This window comes from Luteimicrobium sp. NPDC057192, from assembly GCF_042670205.1.
Lineage (GTDB): Bacteria > Actinomycetota > Actinomycetes > Actinomycetales > Cellulomonadaceae > Luteimicrobium.
In genome coordinates this window covers 36,341-59,377 of the sequence record NZ_JBHUWD010000001.1, presented here as the reverse complement: position 1 = coordinate 59,377, position 23,037 = coordinate 36,341, and the positions used below count along the sequence as shown (strand labels likewise).

The 23,037-nt window shown below is 72.2% G+C and carries 26 protein-coding genes; 17 read left to right on the top strand and 9 right to left on the bottom strand.

The features are described from left to right. Positions 1 to 71 precede the first annotated feature (71 nt). The 3 genes from ACFT5B_RS00315 (at position 72) to ACFT5B_RS00305 (ending at position 2,278) form a co-directional block, all read left to right on the top strand. A complete protein-coding gene (locus ACFT5B_RS00315; protein ID WP_386795976.1) occupies positions 72 to 644 on the top strand; it encodes an RNA polymerase sigma factor in 573 nt (190 codons plus the stop codon). Further along, positions 641 to 1,744 (top strand): hypothetical protein, encoded by a 1,104-nt coding sequence (locus ACFT5B_RS00310; RefSeq protein WP_386795975.1) that lies wholly within the window; start codon positions 641 to 643, stop codon positions 1,742 to 1,744. Before ACFT5B_RS00315 ends, ACFT5B_RS00310 begins: the two co-directional genes overlap by 4 nt. Positions 1,745 to 1,840: 96 nt before the next feature. Further along, entirely contained in the window at positions 1,841 to 2,278 is a 438-nt protein-coding gene (locus tag ACFT5B_RS00305; protein ID WP_386795974.1) for a hypothetical protein, read from the top strand. A gap of 16 nt (positions 2,279 to 2,294) precedes the next feature. On the opposite strand, the gene ACFT5B_RS00300 is transcribed toward ACFT5B_RS00305, so the two are convergent. Further along, positions 2,295 to 2,780 carry a MarR family winged helix-turn-helix transcriptional regulator gene (locus ACFT5B_RS00300; protein WP_386795973.1) on the bottom strand — a complete coding sequence of 162 codons (486 nt, stop codon included), beginning with the start codon at positions 2,778 to 2,780 and terminating at the stop codon, positions 2,295 to 2,297. 106 nt (positions 2,781 to 2,886) lie between these two features. Between ACFT5B_RS00300 and ACFT5B_RS00295 the strand changes: the two genes are divergently transcribed. Both ACFT5B_RS00295 and ACFT5B_RS00290 read left to right on the top strand, forming a co-directional pair. Beyond that, positions 2,887 to 4,368, top strand: a complete 1,482-nt coding sequence (locus ACFT5B_RS00295; protein WP_386795972.1) for an MFS transporter — start codon at positions 2,887 to 2,889, stop codon at positions 4,366 to 4,368. Positions 4,369 to 4,606: 238 nt separating this feature from the next. Further along, entirely contained in the window at positions 4,607 to 7,960 is a 3,354-nt protein-coding gene (locus tag ACFT5B_RS00290; protein WP_386795971.1) for a GH92 family glycosyl hydrolase, read from the top strand. 36 nt (positions 7,961 to 7,996) lie between these two features. Here ACFT5B_RS00290 and ACFT5B_RS00285 read toward each other — a convergent pair whose 3' ends face one another. Next, positions 7,997 to 8,677 carry a TetR family transcriptional regulator gene (locus tag ACFT5B_RS00285; RefSeq protein ID WP_386795970.1) on the bottom strand — a complete coding sequence of 227 codons (681 nt, stop codon included), beginning with the start codon at positions 8,675 to 8,677 and terminating at the stop codon, positions 7,997 to 7,999. Positions 8,678 to 8,736: 59 nt separating this feature from the next. On the opposite strand from ACFT5B_RS00285, the gene ACFT5B_RS00280 reads away from it, so the two are divergent. The 4 genes from ACFT5B_RS00280 to ACFT5B_RS00265 all read left to right on the top strand — a co-directional run bounded on the left by ACFT5B_RS00280 (position 8,737) and on the right by ACFT5B_RS00265 (position 11,012). Then, complete coding sequence (locus ACFT5B_RS00280) at positions 8,737 to 9,591, top strand: SDR family NAD(P)-dependent oxidoreductase (protein WP_386795969.1); 855 nt, start codon at positions 8,737 to 8,739, stop codon at positions 9,589 to 9,591. A 61-nt stretch (positions 9,592 to 9,652) separates the two neighbouring features. Next, complete coding sequence (locus ACFT5B_RS00275) at positions 9,653 to 10,066, top strand: nitroreductase/quinone reductase family protein (RefSeq protein ID WP_386795968.1); 414 nt, start codon at positions 9,653 to 9,655, stop codon at positions 10,064 to 10,066. A gap of 119 nt (positions 10,067 to 10,185) precedes the next feature. Further along, positions 10,186 to 10,671: an SRPBCC domain-containing protein gene (locus ACFT5B_RS00270; protein ID WP_386795967.1), complete on the top strand. Its 486-nt coding sequence runs from the start codon at positions 10,186 to 10,188 to the stop codon at positions 10,669 to 10,671. Next, the gene (locus ACFT5B_RS00265; protein WP_386795966.1) at positions 10,668 to 11,012 is read left to right on the top strand and encodes an ArsR/SmtB family transcription factor; all 345 of its coding nucleotides are present in this window, start codon (positions 10,668 to 10,670) and stop codon (positions 11,010 to 11,012) included. The genes ACFT5B_RS00270 and ACFT5B_RS00265 overlap by 4 nt, the downstream gene beginning before the upstream one ends. Before the next feature lie 26 nt (positions 11,013 to 11,038). Here ACFT5B_RS00265 and ACFT5B_RS00260 read toward each other — a convergent pair whose 3' ends face one another. Continuing rightward, positions 11,039 to 11,452, bottom strand: coding sequence for a MerR family transcriptional regulator (locus ACFT5B_RS00260; protein WP_386796196.1), 414 nt, complete (start codon positions 11,450 to 11,452; stop codon positions 11,039 to 11,041). Positions 11,453 to 11,516: 64 nt separating this feature from the next. On the opposite strand from ACFT5B_RS00260, the gene ACFT5B_RS00255 reads away from it, so the two are divergent. After that, entirely contained in the window at positions 11,517 to 12,728 is a 1,212-nt protein-coding gene (locus ACFT5B_RS00255; protein ID WP_386795965.1) for an MFS transporter, read from the top strand. Between the two features lie 29 nt (positions 12,729 to 12,757). On the opposite strand, the gene ACFT5B_RS00250 is transcribed toward ACFT5B_RS00255, so the two are convergent. Beyond that, complete coding sequence (locus ACFT5B_RS00250) at positions 12,758 to 13,357, bottom strand: hypothetical protein (protein ID WP_386795964.1); 600 nt, start codon at positions 13,355 to 13,357, stop codon at positions 12,758 to 12,760. 150 nt (positions 13,358 to 13,507) lie between these two features. Here ACFT5B_RS00250 and ACFT5B_RS00245 point away from each other — a divergent pair, with 150 nt between their 5' ends. After that, a complete protein-coding gene (locus tag ACFT5B_RS00245; protein ID WP_386795963.1) occupies positions 13,508 to 14,626 on the top strand; it encodes an AI-2E family transporter in 1,119 nt (372 codons plus the stop codon). Here the strand turns inward: ACFT5B_RS00245 and ACFT5B_RS00240 are convergent. From ACFT5B_RS00240 to ACFT5B_RS00225, 4 genes are all read right to left on the bottom strand, one after another. Next, positions 14,611 to 15,231 carry a flavodoxin family protein gene (locus ACFT5B_RS00240; RefSeq protein ID WP_386795962.1) on the bottom strand — a complete coding sequence of 207 codons (621 nt, stop codon included), beginning with the start codon at positions 15,229 to 15,231 and terminating at the stop codon, positions 14,611 to 14,613. The two genes, ACFT5B_RS00245 and ACFT5B_RS00240, sit on opposite strands and share 16 nt — an antisense overlap. Before the next feature lie 50 nt (positions 15,232 to 15,281). Further along, positions 15,282 to 16,466 carry an FAD-dependent monooxygenase gene (locus ACFT5B_RS00235; protein ID WP_386795961.1) on the bottom strand — a complete coding sequence of 395 codons (1,185 nt, stop codon included), beginning with the start codon at positions 16,464 to 16,466 and terminating at the stop codon, positions 15,282 to 15,284. A 21-nt stretch (positions 16,467 to 16,487) separates the two neighbouring features. Then, positions 16,488 to 17,636, bottom strand: coding sequence for a winged helix DNA-binding domain-containing protein (locus ACFT5B_RS00230; RefSeq protein ID WP_386795960.1), 1,149 nt, complete (start codon positions 17,634 to 17,636; stop codon positions 16,488 to 16,490). Positions 17,637 to 17,772: 136 nt separating this feature from the next. Further along, positions 17,773 to 18,243: a MarR family winged helix-turn-helix transcriptional regulator gene (locus ACFT5B_RS00225; RefSeq protein ID WP_386795959.1), complete on the bottom strand. Its 471-nt coding sequence runs from the start codon at positions 18,241 to 18,243 to the stop codon at positions 17,773 to 17,775. 89 nt (positions 18,244 to 18,332) lie between these two features. Here ACFT5B_RS00225 and ACFT5B_RS00220 point away from each other — a divergent pair, with 89 nt between their 5' ends. Beyond that, on the top strand, positions 18,333 to 18,998 hold the full coding sequence (locus tag ACFT5B_RS00220; RefSeq protein ID WP_386795958.1) for a hypothetical protein: 666 nt from the start codon (positions 18,333 to 18,335) through the stop codon (positions 18,996 to 18,998). Between the two features lie 203 nt (positions 18,999 to 19,201). After that, the gene (locus tag ACFT5B_RS00215) at positions 19,202 to 19,516 is read left to right on the top strand and encodes a hypothetical protein (RefSeq protein WP_386795957.1); all 315 of its coding nucleotides are present in this window, start codon (positions 19,202 to 19,204) and stop codon (positions 19,514 to 19,516) included. Between the two features lie 14 nt (positions 19,517 to 19,530). Here ACFT5B_RS00215 and ACFT5B_RS00210 read toward each other — a convergent pair whose 3' ends face one another. Beyond that, a complete protein-coding gene (locus ACFT5B_RS00210; protein WP_386795956.1) occupies positions 19,531 to 20,274 on the bottom strand; it encodes an IclR family transcriptional regulator in 744 nt (247 codons plus the stop codon). A 270-nt stretch (positions 20,275 to 20,544) separates the two neighbouring features. On the opposite strand from ACFT5B_RS00210, the gene ACFT5B_RS00205 reads away from it, so the two are divergent. The 4 genes from ACFT5B_RS00205 to ACFT5B_RS00190 all read left to right on the top strand — a co-directional run bounded on the left by ACFT5B_RS00205 (position 20,545) and on the right by ACFT5B_RS00190 (position 22,894). Further along, positions 20,545 to 21,333 (top strand): hypothetical protein, encoded by a 789-nt coding sequence (locus tag ACFT5B_RS00205; protein WP_386795955.1) that lies wholly within the window; start codon positions 20,545 to 20,547, stop codon positions 21,331 to 21,333. A 124-nt stretch (positions 21,334 to 21,457) separates the two neighbouring features. After that, a complete protein-coding gene (locus ACFT5B_RS00200; protein ID WP_386795954.1) occupies positions 21,458 to 21,742 on the top strand; it encodes a hypothetical protein in 285 nt (94 codons plus the stop codon). A gap of 269 nt (positions 21,743 to 22,011) precedes the next feature. Beyond that, complete coding sequence (locus tag ACFT5B_RS00195) at positions 22,012 to 22,515, top strand: Imm26 family immunity protein (RefSeq protein ID WP_386795953.1); 504 nt, start codon at positions 22,012 to 22,014, stop codon at positions 22,513 to 22,515. Next, positions 22,493 to 22,894 carry a hypothetical protein gene (locus ACFT5B_RS00190; protein ID WP_386795952.1) on the top strand — a complete coding sequence of 134 codons (402 nt, stop codon included), beginning with the start codon at positions 22,493 to 22,495 and terminating at the stop codon, positions 22,892 to 22,894. Before ACFT5B_RS00195 ends, ACFT5B_RS00190 begins: the two co-directional genes overlap by 23 nt. The last annotated feature ends 143 nt before the right edge of the window (positions 22,895 to 23,037 follow it).

Sequence of the window (23,037 nt, the reverse complement as noted above, 5' to 3'; positions counted from 1 at the left end):
GGCCTGCCGGACATACACGGTCGTGGGCGCGACCGACGGTGCCCGCCCTCGTGACAGGACGGAGCACCACCATGACGTCACCCCCGCGCGACGTGGCGCGAGAGCGGCTCGACACGCTCTACCGCGCGCACGCCCGGGCGGTCTACCGCTGTGCACGGACCCGGCTCGCCCCGGCGGACGCCGAGGACGTCGTCTGCGAGGTGTTCGTCGTCGCGTGGCGTCGGATCGGCGAGATCCCCGAGCACGAGCTCGGCTGGCTGCTCCGCGTGACCCGCAACGTCATGGCGAACCAGCTGCGCGCCGGCTCCCGGCGCGCGGAGCTCGCCCGGCGCGTCGCAGGGGCGAGCCCGGCCGCGCTCCCGGACCACGCGGGAGACGTCGTCGGGCGGGACGCCGTCCGGCGCCTGCTGGGCCGGCTCTCCGAGCAGGATCAGGAGGTGATCCGGCTGCTGCTCGGCGAGGGGCTGTCGATCCCTGAGCTCGCGACGGCGCTCGGCTGCCGGCCCAACACGGCGTCCGTGCGCGCCCGGCGAGCCAAGGCGCGGCTGGCCCGCGCCTACGAGGAGGAGGCGGCCGTCACCGCGGCCACCGTGGAGCAGCTGCGCGAGGGGCTGTGGCCTCGCCGGGAAGGAGCGACGGCATGATCGAGCGGTTCGACGAAGAGGACGGGCTCGACCTGGAGCGGCTCCTCGACCGGGTCCACGACCGGTCCGACGCGTTCGTCCCCGGCGGCCTCACCCGCCGGCGACGGGCGCGGGTCGGCGCCTGGGGCGTCGCGGGCGTGGGAGCCGTCGCGGCCGCGGGGCTCGTCGTCTCGGGTGTCCTCGCCCCCGACGACGGCGCCGCGCCCGAGGCCGCGCCCCCGGCCGCGGCGACCTCGGCCAAGGACGCGCCTGAGGCGTCGGCGGAGGCGTCCGCGCCACCCGTGACGTCGCAGGGGGCCGCCACGGGCAAGGTGGTCGCGTACGTGACGCGAGCGCAACGTGCCTTCCACGAGGTCGACCTGGCGGACCTCGTCCTCGTGACGACGAAGTCCGGGTGGATCAAGCACCCGGGCGAGAAGAAGTCGTCGAACGGTGTCGACCGTGACATCGACGCGGGCGACGGCCACGCCACCCGGTGGACTGTGATCACACCGATGGACAGCGACGGCCCGCCGGAGCACCGAGGCGTCGAGGAGCTCAAGGTCGCCGTGCGGGGGCGCACCGACGGGCGGATGACGTACTGGTACATCGACCCGGTCGCGGGCGTGTACTCGACGTTCCCGTGGGCCGCGAAGACGACGGGCAAGCTCGCCGTGCCGTCGCTCCCGGACCAGATCGCGGAGTTCGCCGAGGAGATCGGGAAGGCGCTGGCGGCGGCCAAGGAGATCGCCGCTGCGCCCGGTGTCACGACGTCGGGCCCGAGCACGTCGCCGGTCGACGGGCGGGCCGCCGTCTGCCTGCGGATGGCCGGCAAGGGGGACCAGGCGATCGTCGACGGCGGTCCAGGCATCCCTGCCGACAGGGGTGCGAGTGGTGCCTGGAGCTGGCGTGTGTGCTTCGACCCGGACACTCGCCTCCCCGTCCTGAGCCAGTTCGACGTCGACTACCAGCTCCCTGAGCTGAAGCGGCCGAGCCACGAGTCGAGGACGGAGCGCTACGAGTGGCTCCCGAAGGGACCGGGCACCGAGAAGCTCTTCGCGCCCGGCGTGGACGGGCTCCGCAAGGTCAGTCGTGACGAGTACTTCAAGATCACTGAGTGAGGCGTGCGGGGCATTGACCTGCGGTGTCGGCTCCGCCAGGCTGACCGCGGCGGGCGGTGCCGCCCGTCCTCGCGCACGACACGCAGGGGTGACGGCATGGCATGGATGACGGTCTGGCGCTTCGACACGCCCGACGGCGCACGGGAGGCGGCGCGGGCCCTTCCCGACCGACCGGGGGTGCGCCGGGGCGTGGTGACCTGGCTCGCCGGCGACAAGCGGCCGACGCTCGCGCTCCACGAGGGCCGGACGTCGATGCGCGAGGTGGGCAAGGACTACCTGCAGGGCATCATCGGCATGGGCTTCGGGTCGTCGCGCGGCACCGCCTACGCGGCCGGCGACGGCCTCGACCTCGAGGTCGGGATGGACGGGCGGGTCGCGGACGAGATCGAGGACGTCCTGGCGCGCGGCACCTCCGCCGTCGTGCTCGCGTCCGAGGACGGCGCCGACGTCGACGCGGTGCGGTCCGCGCTCGTGGGCGGGACCGTCGTCGTCGACCGTGAGCTCACGCAGGACGAGAGCGTCCTGCGCACCTGAGCGCGGGCAGCGCGCGCTACCGGCGCGGGGCCGACCCCTCGACGACCTCGCCGTACGCGGTGACGAACTTCCCGAGCAGCTCGACGAGCTGCGCGGCCTCGCCGGGGCCGAGGGCGGCGAGGGCGTCGTCGTACTGGCCGAGCGACGAGGCGACGGCCTCCTCGAAGCGCGCGAGGCCGGCCTCGCTGGCCTGGAACACGTAGGCACCGCGGTCCGGGTCGCGCTGCCGGTCGAGGAGCCCCGCCTGGTGCGCGCCGTTGACCTGGCGGTTGACGGTGGACTGCTCGAGGTTGAGCTCGTCCGCGATCTGGCGGAGGGTGCGCGGCGTGCGGTCGCTGAAGAGCCAGAGGAGCCGGCCGTCGGCGACGTTGAGGGGGCCGTGGTTCTCGACGGCGCGGCGGTGCTGGTCGAGGTGGAACAGCGCGGAGGCGACGCGGGTGCCCGGGGTGAGCTGTCCGGTCCGCTGGTAGCGGGTCGGAACGGCCTGTCGACTGGCGGTCATGTCCCCTCCTGGGCGCATACCTTGGCTTCGAACGGATATGTAGGTAGCATACATGTCATTCAACGTTGTGTATCTTGCACATCCATGCCTTCAGAAGGAGACGCCCGTGAGCTCGCCGGCCCTCGGCACCGCGCGTCGTAGCGACCGCGCGGTGCTCGTCATCGCGGTGCTGCTGTTCAGCAGCCTCTGCGCCGCGCTGATGCAGTCCCTCGTCATCCCCATCCAGTCGGAGCTTCCGCAGCTCCTCGACACGAGCGTCAGCAACGCGTCGTGGGTCGTGACCGCCACGCTCCTCGGCGGCGGCGTCGCGATGCCGCTGGTCGGACGCCTGGCCGACCTCGTCGGCAAGAAGCCGGTCCTCGTCACGGCCGCGACGATCCTCGTCGCCGGCTCCCTCGTCTGCGCCCTCTCCGACAGCCTCGCGATCGTCCTCGTGGGGCGCGTGCTCCAGGGCATCGCGATGGGCTACATCCCCGTCGCGATCTCGATGGTGCGTGAGGTCGCGCCGCCGCAGATGGTGAACGGCGCCGTCGCGGGCGTGTCCGCCACGCTCGGCGTCGGCGGCGCGCTCGGCCTGCCGCTCGCCGCCTGGATCGCCCAGGACCACGACTGGCACGCGCTGTTCTGGGTCTCCACGGTGCTCGCCGTCGCCATGACCCTGCTGTCCCTGGCGTTCCTCCCCAACACCCACGACCGGCACCCCGGGCGCATCGACTTCGTGGGTGCGATCGGGCTGGCCATCGGCCTCGTCGGCGTCCTCGTCGGCGTCTCGAAGGGCAACGACTGGGGCTGGGGCGAGGCCTCGACCGTCGGCATGATCGGCGGTGGCGTCGTCGTCCTGCTGCTGTGGGGCTGGTTCGAGAAGCGCCACGACGACCCGCTGGTCGACCTGCGCACCATGGGCAAGCGCCCCGTCCTGCTGACCAACATCGCCGCGGTGCTCATCGGCTTCGGCATGATGGCGCAGTCGATCGTGGTGCCCCAGCTCCTCGAGCTGCCGAAGGCTGCGGGCGGCCTCGGCCAGACGATCCTCCAGGCGGGCCTGTGGCTCGCGCCCGGCGGTCTCATGATGATGCTGTTCTCGCCCGTCTCCGCGAAGCTCCTCACGCGCTTCGGTGGCCGGATCACGCTCGCGACGGGCGCGTTCGTCCTGTCGGCGGGATACGTCGTCGCGGTCTTCATGACGAACGCGCCGTGGCAGCTTCTCATCGCCTCGTGCATCGTCTGCGCGGGCGTCGGGATCGGGTACGCGGCCATGCCGACGCTCATCCTGACCAACGTCCCCGCGGCGGAGGCCGCATCGAGCGTCTCGGTCAACACCCTCATGCGGTCGATCGGCACGACGGTCGCCGGTGCGGTCATGGCCGTGGTCCTCACGAGCCAGACGTTCGTCCTCGCCCCCGGCACGCCCGAGATCCCGACGCACGGCGCGTTCCGCCTGTGCTTCGTCATCGGCGCTGCCGCTGCGGCGGCCGGGGCGCTGGTCGTCCTGCTGATCCCGCGCCGCGGCCGGACGCCCGAGGCCCCCGTGGCCGACGCGCCCGACGCCGTCCGCGACGAGCTCGTGGCCGCCGCGGTCACCGAGTAGCCCCGACGGCGCGGGCCCGCTCCTGCGCACACCCAGCCTCGACGGCCCCGCCGCACCTGCGCGGCGGGGCCGTCGTCGTCGGCGACGCGCCGGGCGCGCGGCCGCGACACGCGGTCGATCCTTGACACCGGGCAATGGCGCGGGATAGACACCTAGAGGCTTGGACAACGCTGTCAGCCAGCGATGTCAGGCCCGTAGTGCGTCAACACCTCACCGCACGAAGGGCAGGAGACCGACGATGGTGCACCACCCCTTGCCGGGACGTCGCGCATGGCGCGTCCTCGCAGCCTCCGGAGCAGCCGCAGCGCTGCTCACCGGGGCCTTCACGGCATTACCGGCGCAGGCGGCGAAGAGCCCCACCCCGCCGCTCGTCACCGACCCCGCGACGTACGTCGACCCGATCATCGGGACGTCGAACGCCGGCAACACCTACCCGGGCGCCGTCGTGCCGTTCGGCATGCTGGCCTGGAGCCCGCAGACCTCGACCGGAAACCAGGCGTCCAACCCGGCGCCCGGCGGCTACCGCTACGACGCGACCCGCATCCGCGGCTTCAGCCTCACGCACCTCAACGGGGTGGGCTGCTCGGGCGCTAACGGCGACATCCCGATCATGCCGGTCGTGGGCGACGTGACCTCGTCGCCCAGCGCGGACACCAAGGACGCCACCTACGCGAGCACGTTCTCGCACGCGAACGAGAAGGCGACGGCCGGGTCCTACGCCGTCACCCTCGACAGCGGTGCCAGCGCGAGCCTCACGACGACGGCGCGCACGGGCACCGGCGAGTTCGGCTACCCCGCAGGCAAGTCCGCGAGCATGCTGTTCCGCACGTCGAACGCGGAGTCCGGCAGCGCCGACGCGACCGTCAAGGTCGACACCCAGAACCACGTCGTCACCGGCTCGATCTCCGCCGGGAACTTCTGCGGCCCGCAGAGCGGCAACAACCGCCACGACGGCTACACCCTCTACTTCACCGCCCACTTCGACACCGCGTTCGCGTCGGAGGGGACCTGGAAGGACGGCACCCTCACGCCCGGCTCGACGTCGGCGTCGGGCGGGACGGGCTACTCGTCGAGCGGCAACCCCGTCGCCGGCAAGGGCTCGGGCGCGTACGTGACGTTCCCCGCGGGGACCGACAAGGTCCAGGTCAAGGTCGCGATCTCGTACGTGAGCCCCGAGAACGCGGAGCTCAACCTCCAGGCCGAGAACCCGGCCGCGCAGACGTTCGACCAGACCCGCGACGCCGCGGTGGCGCAGTGGGACAAGGCGCTGAACGCCGCGCAGGTCGGCGGCGGCACCGACGCCCAGCGCACGACGTTCTACACCGCGCTCTACCACGCGATGCTCGAGCCGACGCTGACCAGCGACGTCGACGGCCGGTACCTCGGCGGCGACCGCAAGGTCCACAGCGTCACGAAGAAGTACCAGGACCAGCAGTACGGCACGTTCTCCGGCTGGGACCAGTACCGCGGCCAGGTGCAGCTCCTCGCGCTGCTCAACCCGCAGGTGGCGAGCGACTACGCCCAGTCCCTCAAGAACTACGCCGACCAGCGGGGCGGCGAGTGGGACCGGTGGCTCCTCGAGAACATGAAGACGAGCGTCATGTCCGGCGACCCGTCGGCCGCGGCGCTCGCGGGCATGTACGCGTTCGGCGCGCGGGACTTCGACGTCAAGGGCTCGCTCGAGTCCCTCGTCACCGCGGCGACCGTCCCGACCGCGAACGACGCCAGCAGCGCGGGCTGCAACGTCGAGTGCGTCGGCCAGCGGCCGGCTCTCGACCAGTACCTGAAGATCGGGTACGTCCCCGCGGACGACTGCCACTGCTGGGGCGGCGCGGCCGAGACCCTCGAGGACGCGGCGGCCGACGCCGGCATCGCCGAGCTCTCCGCCGCCCTGGGCGACCAGCGGACCGCGGCGACGTTCCGTGACCGTTCGGGCGGCTGGACCAACGTGTTCGACCCCGACGCCACCGCGGACGGCGGCTACATGCGCAACCGTTCCGCCGACGGCACCTGGGCGGGCGCGAGCTTCAGCCCGTCGACCGGCTCCGGCTTCGTCGAGGGGTCGAGCGCGCGCTACACCTGGATGGTCTACTCGGACATCGCGGGCCTCGCGTCCGCGCTGGGCGGCAACCAGGCCATGGTCGACCGGCTCGACGGCTTCTTCCGGAACGCCGACGGCACGTTCGACCTCTCCGCCAGGGACGACACCAAGTACGACGCGACCAACGAGCCCGACATCAACGCGCCGTACCTCTACGACTACGTCGGCGCGCCGTACAAGACGCAGGAGACGGTCCGCGCCGAGATGGACCAGCTCTGGACGACGAAGCCCGGCGGCATCCCCGGCAACGACGACGCGGGGACCATGTCGTCCTGGTACGTGTGGTCGGCGCTCGGCATGTACCCGCAGAACCCGACGCGTGCGGACCTCGTCCTCACCGCGCCGCTGTTCCCGCGGGCCGTCGTGCACACGGGCTCCGGCAAGACCATCACGGTCAACGCGCCGGAGGCGTCGGCGAGCGCGAAGTACGTCGCGAACCTCAAGGTCAAGGGTGCGCCCTCGAACCGGCCCTGGGTGCCGGCGAAGATCGCGACCGGCGGCGGCGAGCTCGACTACACGCTGTCGTCGACGCCCGACACCTCGTGGGGCGCTGCGGCGCACGAGGCTCCGCCGTCGTTCCGCGACGGCGAGATCCCGGCCTTCGTGCGGGCGACCGATCCGTCGGTCAAGGTCGAGCCGGGCACGTCGGCGACGACGTCGCTCAAGCTCTCGACCATGACCGGCCGCCAGGTGCAGGTCGCCTGGAGCGTGGCGAGCGCGGACGGTCTGACCATCTCCCCGGCGAAGAGCACGGTCACCGTGCCGAGCTCCGGGTCGGTCACGGCGGACGTCACCGTGACGGCGGCGAAGGACGCCGAGCCCGGCGTCTACACGCTCCCCGTCACGGCGACGGCGCAGGACGGGACGCGCATCGCCGCGGCACCGATCACGGTGACGGTCGGGACGAAGGGCACGCTGAGCTGGTACGTCAACAACCGCGGCATCTCCGCCTCGGACGACGACCCGAAGGCGAACTTCGACGGCGAGGGCTGGAGCTACTCGGCGCCGGCGCTCGCGGCGGCCGGTGCGACGCCGGGCGGCACGGTGTCGGCGAACGGGTTCGACTTCGTCTGGCCGGACGTGGCACCGGGCTCGCCCGACAACGTCGTGGCGGGGGGCGGCGACCAGGTCCTCGACCTGAGCGCGACGTCGCAGGGCGCGACCAAGCTCTCGTTCCTCGGGAGCGCGAGCGAGGGCCAGGCGTCCGGCACGGTGACTCTCACCTACACGGACGGCACGACGCAGCAGGCCACCCTCGGGTTCAGCGACTGGACCCTCGGTGGCGGTGGCGGCTCCCCGCAGTTCGGGAACGTCATCGCGCTGAAGACGGCCTACCGCGACCAGGCGGGCCAGGGCAAGGACCCGGTGGTGACGGACATCTTCGCGTCCGCCCCCATCGCCCTGCAGGCCGGCAAGCAGCTGCAGAGCGTCACGCTGCCGGAGACGGTCAGCGGCGGCGACCTGCACGTGTTCGCGGTCGCCACGGCCTGACGGCCATCGGACGGACGGCCCGGTCGGGGTGGGTGCTCAGCCCCCGGCCGGGCCGTCGTCGTGCCCGGGCAGCGAACCGCGCAGCAGGCGGGTGAGGATGCCGGCGAGGCGCGGCTCGACGTCGACGAGCGCATGCCCCAGGCGCGGGTCGCTGCGGTAGAGCGCGAGGACCTCCTCGCCCGGGGTTGCGATCTGCCAGAACGCCCCGGCGAGGGCGACCGCGGTCGCGACGACGTCGGTCGCGGCGGCTTCGGGGAGCGCCGGGAGCGCGGTCCGGGTGGCCGCGACGATCTGCTCGAGCTCGTCGTGGGTGACGAGCTTGAACGTGCGCACGGCCTCGACCGAGACGTTGCGCTCGAGGTTGAGCGGCGCGTGCGCGAGCAGGTCGCAGAACGGGCCGCGCGCGGCGAGCGTGCGCGCGTAGGCGCTCGCGACCGACGACGGCGTCGGGCTGTCGTCGCGCGCGAGCTCGGCGCGCAGCGCAGGGCCCCACTCGCGCCAGCCGTCGGCGGTGAGCCGCAGGAAGATCTCCTCGCGCGTCTCGAAGTACCGCAGGAGCGCGGACTTGTGCATCCCGACGGCGTCCGCGACGTCGGTGAGCGTGATCTCGCGGATGCCGCGCTCGGACGCGAGGTGGCGCGCGGCGTCGAGGATCGCGGCCTCACGGGCCCGCTTGGCCTCGGCGCTGCGCGCACGCTGGAAGGTGGTCGACGTCACGCGAGCAGTCTAGCGCAACACGGTTGCGCTATTAAGAGAACGGTGTTGTACTAACTGTCATGCAGCAGACATGGTTCATCACCGGTTCCTCGCGCGGCTTCGGCCGCGCCCTCGTCCGCGCGGCCCTCGAGGCCGGCGACACCGTCGCAGCGACGGCCCGCCGCCCCGAGTCCCTCGCCGACCTCGTCGCCGAGTACGGCGACCGGGTCCGCCCGATCGCCCTCGACGTCACCGACCCCGACGCGGTCCGCGCGGCGCTCGCGGAGGCCCGCGAGGCCTTCGGGCGCGTCGACGTGATCGTCAACAACGCCGGCTACGCCAACGTGTCGCCCATCGAGACCGCGGACGACGCCGACGTCCGCGAGCAGTTCGAGACGAACTTCTGGGGCGTCTACCACGTGTCCAAGGCGGCGATCCCGCTCCTGCGCGAGCAGGGCGGCGGCCTCGTCATCCAGTTCTCCTCGGTGGGCGGGCGCGTCGGCGGGTCGGCCGGCATCGCGTCGTACCAGGCGGCCAAGTTCGCGATCGACGGCTTCAGCCGCGTGCTGCGGACCGAGACCGCGCCGTTCGGCGTCAAGGTCCTCGTCGTCGAGCCGAGCGGCTTCCGCACCGACTGGGCCGGCTCCTCGATGACCGTCCACGACATCCCCGAGGAGTACGCGGCGACGGTCGGCGCGGCCGTGCGCGACCCCGCGAGCTTCCCGGGCGACCCCGAGCGCGCGGCGGGGATCCTCGTCCGCGTCGCGAAGCACGACGACGTCCCGGAGCACCTGCCCCTCGGCGCGCTCGCGTCCGCGATGTCCGTCGCCCAGGACGAGCGGCTGCTCGCCTCGGACCGCCTGTGGGCGGCCGTGAGCGCCTCGGCCGACGTCGACCAGCCGTACCCGGTCGACCTGCCGCCCGCTGCGGCCTGACCGACGCGCCGGGCACCCTCCGTCCCCGGCGACGGTGGGTGCCCGGGGCGAGACTGGCGCCATGAGCGACTGGAACAAGGGAATCATCGACGAGTTCCGTGCCACGGGCGGCACCGTGACGAACTTCGGGCGCGGCCTGGTGCTGCTCCACCACCGGGGCGCGAAGACCGGCACCGAACGCGTGAGCCCGGTCGCGGCGATCCGCGAGTCCGACGACAGCTGGTTCGTCGCGGCGTCCAAGGGCGGGGCGCCGGAGAACCCGGCGTGGTTCCACAACCTCCTCGCCCACCCGGACGTCGAGATCGAGACGCCCGACGACGGCACGGTCGCCGTGCACGCGGTCCGGCTCGAGGGGGCGGAGCGGGACGCGGCGTGGGAGCGGTTCAAGGAGCGCTCGGAGGGCTTCCGCTCCTACGAGGCGAAGACGACGCGCGTCATCCCGGTGCTGCGGCTCACGCGGCGCGAGGCGAGCTGACGGCGGGCGTGCCGACTTGCAACCTAAGGGTTGCTTAACAGGCGTGGTGCGTGCAACTCTGTAGTTGCAGCTTCCCCGCCCGCGGCACCCCGCCCCGGCGACCCAGCGAGAGGAACACCATGACCACCACGAACGAACCCGCCGTCGTCGACGACGAGGCCTTCCAGGTCACCCGCACCATCCGCATCGAGGCGCCGCGCGAGCGCGTCTGGGCGGCCCTCACGCAGGAGGGCCTCATCTCCCAGTGGTTCCCGGAGCGCGCGAGCCTGCCCGACGCGCATCCCGGCGGGGAGGGGACCTTCACGTTCGAGGGCTACGGCGACGTCCCCCTGCGCGTCGACGAGCACGACGAGCCGCACGTCTTCGCGTACACGTGGGGCTCGCCGGGCCTCCCGCTCGCGCCCGACAACTCGACCCAGGTCCGCTTCACGCTCGCGGCCGACGGCGACGCCACGATCCTCACCGTCGTCGAGACCGGGTTCGAGCGCCTCGCCGACCCGGCCGCCTCGATGCGCGGCAACCGCGAGGGCTGGACCGTCCAGCTCGACAAGCTCGTCGCATTCGCCGAGGGCACACGCGCCGACGCGGGGAGCCAGGCCTCGTGAGCGGCGGGTCCCCGGCCCTCGGGAGCGTCGTCCCCGTGTTCAACGCCCTCGGCGACGACACCCGGTGGACGATCCTCCAGCTCCTCGGGCAGTCCGACCTGTCGGCGTCGGCGCTCGCGGAGCGCCTGCCCGTGACGCGCCAGGCGATCGCCAAGCACCTGACGGTCCTCGCCGACGCCGGGCTCGTCGAGCCGGTGCGGGTGGGCCGTGAGGTGCGGTACCGGGCGCTCGGCGCGCGGCTCACGGAGACCGCGCGCGCCCTCGAGGCCGTCGGCGCCGCATGGGACCGTCGTCTGGCCGCCCTCAAGCGGCTGGTCGAAGACGAGGATCGCGACCGCTAGCGTGCCGGCACGCTCGAGGCGGCCGCTCAGGCGAGCGCGGGAGCCTCGGCCGGCGTCGACGCGAGGGGTCGGGCTGTGCCCCGGGCCTCCCGGACGGCGTCCAGGTAGCCGGCGATGGCGTCGCGATTGCGCTCGAGGCAGCGAATGCGGTCGGTCATCCGGTCGCGCTCGCGCTCCAGGGTCGCGATGGTGTCGTCGGTGGCTCCGGAGATCCGGGTGGCGCGTGGGGAGTCCATGCACGGCAGGATCTCCTTGATGACCCGGGTCGGCAGCCCTGCGTCGAGCAGGCCGCGCACCTGGAGCACGCGGTCCACGCAGGACTCGGCGTAGGCCCGGTAGCCGTTGGGAGACCGGCTGGAGCTGAGCAGCCCCTGCTCCTCGTAGTAGCGCAGCAAGCGGCGAGACGTGCCGGTGCGGTCTGCCAGCTCTCCGATCAGCATGTGATCCACGCCACCTCTCGGTCGCCTTGACCTTCACATCGATGTCAGGGTTTGAGCATAGGGCATGACCACGTCGCAGATCGAGTCGCTCGCCTCCGCACCCCGTCACGAGGACGCACGTCAGAAGCTCTCCTGGTCCCCGCTCCTGGCGCTCGGCACCGCCGCGTTCATGAGCATCCTCACCGAGGCCCTACCTGCCGGTGTCCTGCCCGAGATGGCCCGCGACCTGTCCGTCAGCGAGTCGGCGGCGGGCCAGCTGCTGACCGTCTATGCCATCGCGACCGGTGTCGCGGCGATCCCGCTGTCCGCGGCCACGTCGGGATGGCGACGCAAGCGTCTGATGCTGCTCGCCGTGGCTGTCTTCGCCTTCGCCAACATCGTCACCGCGCTGTCCTCCAGCTACCCCCTGACCATGACCTCCCGGTTGTTCGCCGGCGTGGCGGCCGCAGCCGTCTGGGCCGAGCTCGTCGGGTACGCGCGCAGGCTGGCACCGCCACATCTGCAGGGGCGGGCGATCGCGGTCACCATGGCGGGTATCCCGCTGGCGCTCTCCCTGGGTATCCCGGTCGGCACCTTCCTCGGGGGGCTGTTCGGCTGGCGACCGACCTTCGGCGTCGTGGCCCTGATCTCCGTCCTGCTGCTCGCGTGGATCGGCGTGTCGGTGCCCGACGCCCCCGGGCAGAAGGCGGGGAAGCGGCAGCCCATCCTGCAGGCTCTCCAGCTGCCCGGCGTCGTGCCGGTGCTGTTCGTGGTGGCCGCCTACGTGCTCGCCCACAACATCCTCTACACCTACATCGCCAGCTTCCTCGACGCGTACGACATGGGGGGCAGGCGCGACCTCGTCCTGCTGGTGTTCGGCACCGCGTCCATGGTGAGCATCTTCGTCACGGGCGCGTTGGTCGACCGCAGGCTGCGGCAGCTGACGCTGGTCTCCGTGGCGCTGTTCATCGTTGCGGCGGTGATGCTGGTGCTCGTCGCCGACAGCGAGATCGCCGTGTACACGTCGATGGTCCTGTGGGGGTTGGGCTGGGGCGGGGTGGCCACCCTGCTGCAGACCGCCGTCACGGACGCGGGTGGCGACCGAGGCCAGGCCCTGCTGGTGACCACCTGGAACTCGTTCATGGCCGTCGGTGGCGCGGTCGGTGGCATCCTGCTCGACGGCATGGGCCCCACCTCGTTCCCGTGGAGCGTGCTGCTCCTCCTGGTGCCCGCGCTCCTCGTCGTCGTCGCCGGCCGCCGGCACGCCTTCCCCGCGAGGCGACCGGGTGCGGCGTGAGCCGCCCACGGTGCCGTCGCGCACCCGCCTCAGCCTGCCGCCGGCGACAGCAGCTCGGCGGGCGCCGTGCGCGGGGTGAGGAGCGCGACCTTCGTCGTCTTCCGGGACTCGACCGTGAGCTGCCGGAGCGCGGCGTCGACGCCGCCCTGGGGCTCGTGGCAGACGTCGACCGGACGACGGACGAGCACCGCGCGGCCGGTCGCGTCCACGAGCCAGAGCGGCGGGGCGATCACGAGCATCGCCGCGCACGCCTGGTTCACGCGCGGGCGATCGTCGGGCTCCGCGAGCGCCGCGAGAAGCACCGTGAGGTCGCCCGTGTAGCGGACCTGCTCGACGGCGGACCACACGCCCTCGGCGTCGGTCACGCTCGGCATGACCGGGCACTCGACGGCGGCGACGGGCACGAACCCGTCGGGCACGCGCCCGGGCTCGGGCAGGGCGGGGGTCGGCACGCCGCTGCCGTTGTCGGGGAGCGGGCAGGTCACGCCGTGCTGGGCGACGGCGTCGGGCACGGGGGTCAGAGTGGGCCGTTCGACGCCCACCACGGTGTCGCACCCGGAGATCAGCACGGCGCCGACGGCGAGCGCGAGCACGGACCGGAGGGCGGTGCCGCGTCGTCGGGTGGCCACAGATCCATCGTGCCGCCGCGCACAGGCGCCGCCCAGCACCGGTGGGTCACGATTCGGCACCGGCCTCCCGGCGGGTCGCCCGTGCGCCGCCGGGCCTTCGGCGGGAGGATGGCCGCTCGACAGCCACCGACGGTCAGGAGCAGGCGTCCGATGGAGCACACCCACCGCGGCCTCGCCCCGTCGACCCGCATCCTCCTCACCGTCGCCGCGGCCGTCGTCGCGCTCGCCGGGGTGCACGCGGCGCGCGGCGTCTTCGGGCCGATCGCCCTGGGCGCCGTGATCGTCATCATCGTCCTGCCCCTGCGCGCGCCGCTGGTGCGGCGGGGCTGGCCCTCGTGGCTCGCGAACACGGTCGTGATCGTCGCGGCGTACGTGATCCTCGCGATCCTGCTCGCCATGCTCGTGTACGCAGGCATCCAGTTCGGCGACCTCGTCGCGCAGCACGTGGACGATCTGCGACGCGCCGCGACCGACCTCACCGACCGGCTCACGGACCTCGGGCTCCAGGCCTCCACCGCGGACGACGCCGCCCGCTGGCTCGACCCGTCGAAGCTGCTCTCCATCGGCACGAAGATCAGCGGGACGGCCGTCTCGGTGGCCGGCGCGTTCTTCTTCGTGCTGGCCTACGTGATCTTCATGGCCGCCGACGCCGCCCGGTACAGCCACGCGCGCGGCCTGTTCGGCGCGACGCGCGGCCCCGTGATCGACCGTGCGACGGCGTTCAACGACGGAGTGCGGCGCTACTTCGTCGTCAACGCGAGCTTCGGTGCGGTCGTCGCGATCGTCGACGGCCTCGCGCTGTGGCTCCTCGACATCCCGGCGCCGGCCGTCTGGGCGATCCTCGCGTTCGTCACCAACTTCATCCCGAACATCGGGTTCGTCCTCGGCCTGGTGCCGCCGGCGGTGCTGGCGCTCGTCGTCGGCGGGTGGCCGCTGGCGCTCGCGGTGGTCGCGATCTACTGCGTGGTCAACGTCGTGCTGCAGGTGCTGGTGCAGCCGAAGTTCGTCGCGGACACCGTGAACCTGAGTCTCACGCTGAGCTTCGCGTCGGTGGTGTTCTGGACGTTCGTGATCGGGCCGCTCGGGGCGATCCTCGCGATCCCGCTCACGCTCCTGCTGAGGACGCTCGTGCTCGAGCCCGACCCCGGCGCGGGCTGGCTGCGGTGGCTGTCGGGCGATCCGGGCGCGCGCGACCCCGGTCCGGCCCCGGAGGCCGAGCCCGTGTCAGCCTCCGGCCGCGACCCGGAGCCCGCTCAGGACGCCGGGTAGGGCGACTCCCGCAGCAGCCGGGCCAGATGGGCGGCGTTCGCGGCGGCGGTCTTCGTCGCTGCGGCGGTGCTCTCGGGCGTCTCGTCGAGGTCCTGGAAGTCCGTCGACCCCATCGCGGGACCCACCCAGTACGTGACGGCGGCGGCAGGGATCGTGAAGCCGACGTCGTCGAGCGCCTGGAAGAGCTCCGCGCTGACGTGGTGGGCGCCGTCCTCGTTCCCGACGACGGCGACCAGCGCGACCTTGCCGTAGGTGAGGAGCCGGCCCTCGTCGTCGGTCTCGGAGAGCTCGGCGTCCAGGCGTTCGAGCGCGCGCTTCGTGACGCTCGAGGGCTGACCCAGCCAGATCGGCGTCGCGAGCACCAGGATGTCGGCCGCGAGGATCTGCTCGCGGATCGCCGGCCACGCGTCGCCGTCGCCCATGTCGGTCTCGACGCCGGGCTTGACGTCGTGGTCCACGAGCCGGACGACGTCGCCTCGCGCCCCGTGCGGTTCGAGGGCGGCCAGGACCTGGTGGCCGAGGAGCTCCGCGCTCGACGGCGCGGGGGAGGGCTTGAGCGTGCCCACGAGGACGACGGCGGAGAGGGAAGTCGATGCGTCGGTCATCGCTCCACGGTCGATCGGTCCGCGTCTCTACGCACCCGGGGCCGAGGCGGTCACGCGACGGGCGGGCGCCAGTCGAGGATCCAGTCGAGCCGCTGCGCCGCCCGCGGCAGCACCCAGCGCCCGACGGCGCGCATCGCCAGGTCGCGCGCCTGCACGAGCAGGGGCGCGCGCCACGTCGTCGCCGCGCCGACCTGAGCGGACGCGCGCGCGACCCGCTGCGTCCGGCCCTTGCGCGCCGCGGTGTACGCGGCGAGCGCGGGGGAGACGAGCTCCCCGCCCGACGGCGTGCCCCGCAGGCTTGCCGCCAGGACGACCGCGTCCTCGATCGCCTGTGCCCCGCCCTGCCCGAGGTTGGGCGTCATGGCATGCGCGGCGTCGCCCAGGAGCGCGACGCGCCCGACGTCGTAGCGGGGGAGCGGCTCCTTGAGCCAGCGCAGATCGTGGTGGAGCAGGGTCGTGGGGTCGAGGTCGTCGAGGAGAGCGCGCAGCGGGTCGTGCCAGTGCCCGAACCGGCGCTGCAGTTCGCCGACCTCGTCCTGGAACCGCGTGCCCTCGGGCAGGGTCGCGGTGAGGTAGCAGTAGATCCGGCCGTCAGCGAGGGGCGTCAGCCCGACGACGGACCCGCGCCCCCACGTCTCGGCCGGTTCCACCGGGACGGGTTCCGGGGTGACGAACCGCCAGGCGGTCGCGCCGGAGTAGGCCGGCCCGGCGTGGCCGGGAAACAGGGCGGTGCGGATCGGCGAGTCGATGCCGTCGGCCGCGACGACGACGTCCGCGGCGAGCTCGGCCCGAGCGCCGTCGTCCGGGCCCGCGGTCCGCACCGTCGCCCGCTCGCCCGGGCCGCCGGGGTCCACCCGGGTGACGGTGACGGCCAGGCGCACGGCGTCGTCGGGCAGGGCGTGCCGGAGGAGGTCGACGAGCTGCGAGCGGTGGAGCAGCACCGTGGGCTCGGGTCCGACCATCGACGCGTCGCCGCGCACGAGCCACCGCCCGTCGGGGCGGCGCAGGCCCACCGGCCCCTGGAGGGCCGCGAGGTCACGGACAGGGTCGCCGAGGCCGAGGCTGTCGAGCGCGCGCACCGCGTTCGGGGCGAGGGCGATCCCCGCGCCGACCGGATCGAGCGAGGTCGCCCGCTCGAGGACCGTCACGTCCCAGCCGCGTCGTCCGAGGGCGACCGCGGCGGTCAGCCCGCCGATCCCGGCCCCCACCACGACCGCCGTCCGCTCGTCAGCCATGCGCTCGATCCTCGGGCGTCGTCAGGTACCGAGCAACCGGACCTGCGCCGCTGGCAGCGTGGGCCACCAGTGCTCGTAGCGCCCGAAGACGAGCGGCTGCCGGTCCGCGAGCAGCGCGCGGAGGCTCCGGGCCTCGGTGTCGAGGGCTGCCCAGACGTCGTCGGGCAGGGGGTGGAACGCGGTCGCCTCGATCCCGTCCGCGACGGTGCGCCACACCCCGGCGACCCGCCCGTCCACGAGGAGCGTCGCGAGCGCGTCGCCGTTGCGCCGCAGGACGTGCGCCGCGTACCCGGCCGGGAGGAGGCGCGTGCGGTCGCGGTGCGCGAGCAGGACGTCGTCCCACATCCCGAGGAGGCGCGGGGGCGCCGGGGTCGTGGCCGGCGGGCGTGGGGCATCGGGCAGGTCGAAGAGCAGCGCACCGCCCGGGCCCTCGAGCTCCACGAGCTCGTGGCGCAGCGCGGCGAGCGCCGGCCCGGTGAACGGGCGCCGGAGCATCGTGAACTGCCCGAAGTCCGCCTCCGACGCCGGCCCGAACGCCGCGAGGTAGCGGCGCAGGAGGTGCACGACGGCGGGGTCGTCGCCGGGCGGTATCGCGTCCACGGCGGTGGGAGCGAGGGCGTGGAGGGTGCGGCGCCGGGGGTCGTAGGACCACGGCGGGCCGGTCGGGACGTACCGGAGCGGCGCGAAGGTGCGCAGCGCCCACCAGGCCGCCTTGGCGCGTTCCGGGTCGGCGAGGTGGTCCGTGAGGAACGCGAGGATCTCGTCCTGGGTGCGGGGCTCGTCGGTGAACGCGAGCAGCACGTCGCGGAGCGCGTTCGCCTCGGGGATGGTCAGGCCGGCGGGGAGGAAGCGGCGGTCGCCGAGGCGCGAGCGCCGGAGGGGATCGGTGACGGCGCGGTGGAACGGTGCCCAGTCGTCGGCGTGGACGGCGTGGAACGTGATCCGCATGAGCGTGGCGCGCACCACCGAGCCGTCCGCGAACGCGGCGTCGAGGGCGGCTGGGTCGAAGCCGTCGACCCGGTTCCACAGCGCGACGTACGGGGACGCGGGCTCCTGGGCCTGGAGCGCGCCGATCCGGCGGACCGCTTCGGGGACGGTGACCGGCTCGCGCGCGAGCAGGAGCTGGCGGGCGAGGGTGGCGCGGTTGAGGTCGTCAAGCGTCAGCGGCACGTCTCGACCTTCGGGTGCGACGGCGCGTGGCGCAAGGGGCCAGGTCGCCGAGATCGAGGGCTTTCCGTCGAGATCGAGGGCGCCGGCCTCGTGTTCGGCGCCGAACCCTCGATCTCGGCGGGCGATCGGTGACTGGTCAGGCGTCGCCGGCGGGTGCGCTGTCCGCGAGGCGGGCGGCGAGGTCGAGGAACTCGCGCCGCTGCGCCGGGGTGAGGGGGGCGAGGAACTCCTCCTGCACCCCGTCGATCACGACGTCGAGCTCGCCGAGCCGCGCGACGCCGTCGGGCGTGATGGCGACGATCTTGCGGCGCCCGTGGGTCGGGTCGGGGGAGCGGACGACGAGCCCGCGGGGTTCGAGGTCTCCGAGCGCGCCGGTCACGTCGCTGCGGTCGATCCCGGTGCGCCGGCCCAGGTCGGCCTGGCTCATGTCGCCCCACTGCTCGAGCGCCGCGAGGAGGCGGTAGTGGTAGCTGCGCAGGCCGTTGCCGTGCGCGCCGAACGCGACGCCGAGAAGGTGCGACACCCGGGCGTGCATCCGGCTGACGCGCCAGGTCGCGCGGGTCTCGAGTCGCGCAGGGGTGTCAGCGGCGCCGTGGTGGGTGGTCACGGGTCGAGCCTAGCTCTTGTGGGTGGCGCCAACACTCGCTACGGTAGGGAATGTTGGAAGGGCCAACATCACGACGGAAGGCCGGACCCATGACCACCTCATCCCCGAGCGCGGGGGCACGCGTCCTCGTCGTCGGCCGCAGCCCGAGCGTGCTCGAGGGCGCCGTCGACGCCCTCCGCGCCGACGGCTTCGACGCCGACGCCACCAACCAGTTCGGCAGCGTCCTCGACGACTACGACGCGCGCGCTGTCGACGTCCTCGTGTTCGGTGGGATGGTCCCCGCCGACGCCAAGGAGCAGCTCCGCCGCGACGTCACTGCGCTCAACCCGCGGGTCACGGTCGTGCAGGGGCTCGCGGGGATCGCGGGGCTCATCGCCGCGCAGGTCCGCGCCGCCATGTCGCCAGGCGCAGCCGTCGACTACGACCCCGACACCCGGGCGCTCGCGTTCACCCTCGAGGCCCCCGCGGACGTCGTCGTCGAGGCGTCGTGGGCCGTGTCCATGACGCCGCCCGAGCCCACGAGCGCGTCCCTCCGCGTGCTCGACGTACGGCTCGACGCCGGAGCGCACACCGTCCCCCTGCCCGACGACGTCCCGTCCGTCGCGTCGTTCGCCGCGGTGACTGCGGGGTCGTCCACGACGGTGGTGGTCGTCGGACCGATGCCGCGCGCCGTGACGCAGCTCGCCCCGCGGACCGGCTCCGACAACGTCCTCCCGCCCGTCCGCGCCGTCTCGACGGGCGTCGACCAAGCGTGACCGCAGCTCGCGTTCGGGGGTCGGACTCGGATTCGGGCGGCTCGCATGACAACGTGTCTGGTTGGAGAGGTCCGCCGGGCGTCACTCAATCAACTTGGCCGTGCACTAGTAGGGGTCGAAGATCTGGTGGCTGGTTGTGCCTCTGGCCGTCGGAGAACCAGCCAGGAACGCGGAGCCCTCGAGGCTCGAGGAGGGAAGTTTCCATGCCGTCCACGCGGGGCGTCGTCGTCGACCTGAAGCAGCTTGAAGCGGTTACGAACCACCTGCTCGCCGCGTTGCGAGCCGAGGTCGGTGACGAGGTCGAAGTCACGGAGTTCGACTACTTCTGGAGCGTTCCGCACGACGCCCGGAACGAGGTCCTTGAGGACCCGCCGGAGCTGACGATCGGCCAGGTGTCGTTCTCTCTCGACGACCTTCAGGAGCGCGAGCCTGACCGAATCTCGTACGAGCTCGTGTGGCTGTCCGAGGTTCTTCCTGCCCTGGCCAAGGCGTGGGATCGGGCGACGCTCGACGGTTGAGCGAGACGCCGGGGTCAACGGAGCCGGTCGGCGACCTTCTCCGCCGTGCGCTGCAGCGCGCCGACGATCCGCTCGGTGTCGACCTCCTGCCGGCCCTCCCAGGTCACGGCGACGGCGGCCCGCACGTCGGGCGAGTCGACCACGACGGCGACGGACCGGAAGCCGAGCGTGACCTCGCCGTCCTCCACGGCGTACCCGCGGCGCCGGGTGTCGACGAGGACGGCGCGGAGCTGGGCCGGCGTCGTCGGGCCGAGGCCGGTGCGGTCCGTGAACGCCGAGCGGTCGGGGTAGAGCGCGCGCACCTGGGACGCGGGCAGGGCCGCGAGGACGGCGCGCCCCGACGCCGTGAGGTGCGCCGGCAGCCGCACCCCCACGTCCGTGACGAGCGGCGGTCGTCCGGGTGCGCGCTCCTCGAGGATGTAGACGACGTCCGACCCGTGCAGCACGGCGAGGTGCGACGAGTGCCCGACCTCGTCGACGAGCCGGGCGAGCGGCAGCCGCGCCAGGCGGGCGAGTCCCTCCTGACGGCTGTAGCCCTGCCCGACCTCCCACGCCGCGAGCCCGACGCCCCACGTCCGGTCCTCCGGGTAGTGCACGACGAACGACTCCGCGGCCATGGCCGTGAGCAGGTGGTAGGTCGTCGAGCGGGGGAGGTCGAGGTGGGATGCGATCGCGGCGGCCGGGACCGGCGACGGGCGCGTCGACAGGTACCGCAGGACGCGGAGCGTCGCGGTCGCGGCAGGCACAGGACGGGGCACCTCTCCATAGTCGCGCGTGGGGAGCCACGGGTGCTGACCTTTGATGCCCACACAGACGGTAGGCCCCAAACAACACAGCTGTGACCTGATCTGACGTTTAATCTGAGAGTGCCAGAAAGCTGCTCTTGTCAGCGAAATATCTGGGCAGATAATTGGTGTGACCATCCTGATCTGCCGGCTCTCGTGCGAACGCCCTGGGCCACGCCTTATGGGGGTGGTGGTGCGTACGTGTGCCAATAAATGTGCGTTCGCTAGGAGAGTGCTTGCATCTTGGGAAGTGACGACGCGGCGATCCGCGCCCTTCTTTGGGCGGGTCTCGATGACTGGATCTCGCTGGACGAGGTGACTTGGGAAGGCGCTCATGGTGATCTCTCTGCTGCGGGGCGTGCAGCAGTCCGACGCCTGTTGGATCACGTGTATCGCGAAGGGCTGTTGGTCCCAGGTGACCTGGGAGAGAGCGGGTTTGAGGACTGGACGGGTTCAGCCACGCGCTGGCTCGAACGCTCGTTGAAGGAACTCGACCGGTTCAATTGGAAGCCCATGGGCGCGGGCTTCTGGTTGCGACTGTCCGATGAGGGAGAGGCGCCCGCACGCGAAGGCTGCCCTGCGGATGCGATCAGTCCGCGGCCAGCGCAGGCGGACGTGCGCTCTGACCCGCGAACAGGAACGGCGTCGACTCCACGCAGCCCGGAATGCAGAGTGACCCGGTCCACGCCGGCCTCAGAGGGATCGAGCGTGCGTTCTGACTTTACCGAGGTGCGCCCTGCTCGGATCAGATACCGTACGACCGAGGAAGGGGGTCGGCTGTCCGCGCCGGTCTCCGGGGTGCGGTCCCAGATCGCGCTCGGACAGTTCCAGTCCTCCTGTGTGATCGAGAGCAGCGCCGGTCTCGATGTCCTTCCTCTTGGTGAGGAGGTCGAGGTCCGGATCAGGCTCCTGTCTCCCGAACACACGGGGGCCACCTTTATCGGCGCCACATCGGTGAAACTCTTCGAGGGCAACAAGCTCGTCGCAACAGGCAGCTTCCTGGACGGCGAGCAGGACACTGGCGCGCCGTAAGGGCGTCGTGACCGTGGCGATCGCCTCGCCCTTCGGTGTCTTGGGATCGGTCTCATGCTGAGTTGACTTGCCCGTCGGCCCGCGATTGTGCGTCTTTGGTCCCATGGGCGGATCGTGAGAGAGCATGGATTTCGTCATCGTCAGCAATGCTGCGACTGATATCGTCGGCGTCGGCGCTGACAGGGCCGAGGTGCGGCGGGCATTGGGCACTTGGCGATCCTTCCGTCGCGCGCCTCTGAGTGGCGAGTCGGACCAGTTTGTAGAAGCGGGTGTCACAGTTACCTATGCCGAGGACGGCTCAGCCGTCGTGCTCGAGTTCATGGAGCCAGCCCGGGTTGTGGTCGAAGGCATTCAGCTAATCGGCCAGCGGCTCGAGTCGGTCCTAGATGGGCTTGAGTCTGCGGTCTGACGGCGACGCGTGACGATCTTGGCGCGACCGTGCATGGCGTGTCCGCCGGGCTTTTCGCTTCAGCGGGCGTGGTGGAGGGTGTGCAACTCGGTTCCGATTAGCTGGTTGCCACCGCAAGGTGCCGGACCACAACCGTGCGGCGGACCTGTCGCCGCCCAGGGCACCAAGGACGGCTGCAAGAATCTCTTGCGCTGGGCCCTTCAGCGCGTGCCGAGACTTGTATATGCAGTCCCCTTCGGACTTCCTCCAATGGATTGGATTGGGTCGAGATGGCGAGAGTCAACTATCGAGAGGGTCACTGGTTCGCGGTTCCGCTACGTGATGGCGGCTTCGCGCTAGGCCTGGTGGCTCGAGCGAACAGAGACGGCGTCCTGTTCGGGTACTTCTTCGGTCCGTGGCGCGACGAGCTCCCATCCCTTACTGAAGCGCAGGGGCTTGCGCCGGATGACGCTGTCTTGGTGGGGAAGTTCGGTCACCTGGGCTTGAAGCAGGGTAGGTGGCGCCTACTCGGACGAGATCGGGACTGGGACCGGGATGCCTTGCCGATGCCAGCATTCGTTCGCTATGAGGAGCTGACCGGGCGATCGCTCAAGGTCACCTATGACGACGACGACCCGAACAGGCTGGTCCGGGTAGAGGAGATTCCTTCTGGCGCGGTCGAGCAGGGTCCAAAGGAGGGCCTCATGGGTGCCGGCTTCGTGGAGAAGGTGCTCACCGCGGCTGCGTGTGCTGGCAGCAAACCATCTGGGTGTGAAGGTGACTATGGGTATTGAGCTCAGCATTCAGGAGTGTGAAGCGACGCTTGCCTCACTTGTCCGGTTGAAGTTCGACGAGAACGACGACGTGCCAGGACCGTACTTCGGCAGCCCGTTCCTCGCGCAGGCGTCATCTAAGGTGCTCGCTGCGCTGATCGACGACTGTGACCGGGCGGGGGACGTGCGCCGAGCTGCCGGGTGGCGGAGGTGGCGAGAGTGGTCCGGCCGCACTGCCGAGCGTCGGGTCGTGGTCCGGCGGGTAGCAGCCTCGGCGCGTTGGGACGAGTGGACCCCACGCGAGCAGCGCGACTACTTCGAGTACTGCGTCGCGCCATTTCTGCTGACCGAAGAGGACATGGTGGACCTCGCGGCCCAGGTACGCGCGGCGCGACGCTGAGGCCTCGGGCCGGCCCCGCGGTCATCTCGATATGCCGTCCGCGGTGCCGACAGTCCCCCATGCCGCGAACGACCCGCACTGGGACGTGCGGCGAGCGGGCTATGAGCTCTTGGACCTCTGCGCGCTGCTCTGTTGTCTCGGAT